The organism is Streptomyces sp. NPDC006384 (assembly GCF_042870695.1).
GTDB lineage: Bacteria > Actinomycetota > Actinomycetes > Streptomycetales > Streptomycetaceae > Streptomyces.
Window position 1 is genome coordinate 1 of record NZ_JBIAHR010000065.1, and the last position, 1164, is coordinate 1164.

Consider the following 1164-nt stretch of genomic DNA (forward strand, 5'->3'; position numbering starts at 1 on the left):
GCTAGTGTCCTGCGCCAGAGATCCGTCGGCAGAAGCGGGCGAGAGAGTCGAGGATCTCTTCGGCTGTCTTGGTCCAGATGAACGGCTTGGGGTCTTCGTTCCAGTCCTTGACCCAGGCGCGGATGTCGGCTTCGAGGGCCTGGATGTTCTTGTGTGCGCCGCGGCGGATCATCTGGTGGGCCAGGTAGCCGAACCACCGCTCGACCTGGTTGATCCAGGAGGATCCGGTCGGGGTGAAGTGCAGCTCGAACCTGGGGTGTTTGGCCAGCCACGTCCTGATCGCCGGGGTCTTGTGGGTGCCGTAGTTGTCCACGATCAGATGGACCTGGAGGTGCGCGGGCACCGCTTTGTCGATCCGGATCAGGAACTTCTTGAACTCCACGGCCCGGTGCCGGCGGTGCAGGGCTGTGATGACTTCGCCCGTGGCGACGTCGAAGGCGGCGAACAAGGTGGTCAGGCCGTTGCGCACGTAGTCGTGGGTGCGCCGCTCGGGCATGCCCGGCATCATGGGCAGCACCGGCTGGGACCGGTCCAGGGCCTGGATCTGCGACTTCTCGTCTACCGAGAGCACCACCGCACCCTCGGGCGGGTTGAAATACAGCCCCACGACGTCGTAGACCTTCTCCACGAACAACGGGTCCGTCGACAGCTTGAAAGTGTCGGCCAGATGCGGCTTGAGCTGGAACTGCCGCCAGATCCGGCCGACCGTCGACTTCGACAGACCACTGTGCTCGGCCATCGACTTCCGCGACCAGTGAGTGGCGTTCCTCGGCAGCTGTTCCAGCGTGGTGACCACCACCGCTTCCACCTGATCGATGCTGATGGTCGGTGGTCGGCCGGGCCGGGGCTCGTCTGCCAGCCCGTCCAGCCGCTCGGCGAGGAAGCGCCGCCGCCACTTGCGGACCGTGTCCGCGGTCACCCGCAGATCCCGGGCAACCGCGACGATCGGCGGCACCTCCGGCCCCGCACAGGCCAGCACAATCCGCGCCCGCAGGGCCAGAGCCTGGGCCGATGTCGCCCGACGCGTCCACCGCTCCAACACCGCCCGCTCGTCCTCAGACAAGAGCAACGGTTCCAGCTTCGGGCCCCGACGAGGAACTGACGCACCAGCAGTAGAAGTCACACGACTACTAACGATCAACTACTGGCGCAGGACACTAGCGG

The 1164-nt window shown here is 65.9% G+C and carries 1 protein-coding gene; it reads right to left on the reverse strand.

All coding sequences use genetic code 11. The features are described 5' to 3' along the window. Window position 1: 1 nt before the first annotated feature. Window positions 2–1123 carry an IS630 family transposase gene (locus ACFYOJ_RS36290; RefSeq protein WP_356559570.1) on the reverse strand — a complete coding sequence of 374 codons (1122 nt, stop codon included), beginning with the start codon at window positions 1121–1123 and terminating at the stop codon, window positions 2–4. Window positions 1124–1164 lie beyond the last annotated feature (41 nt).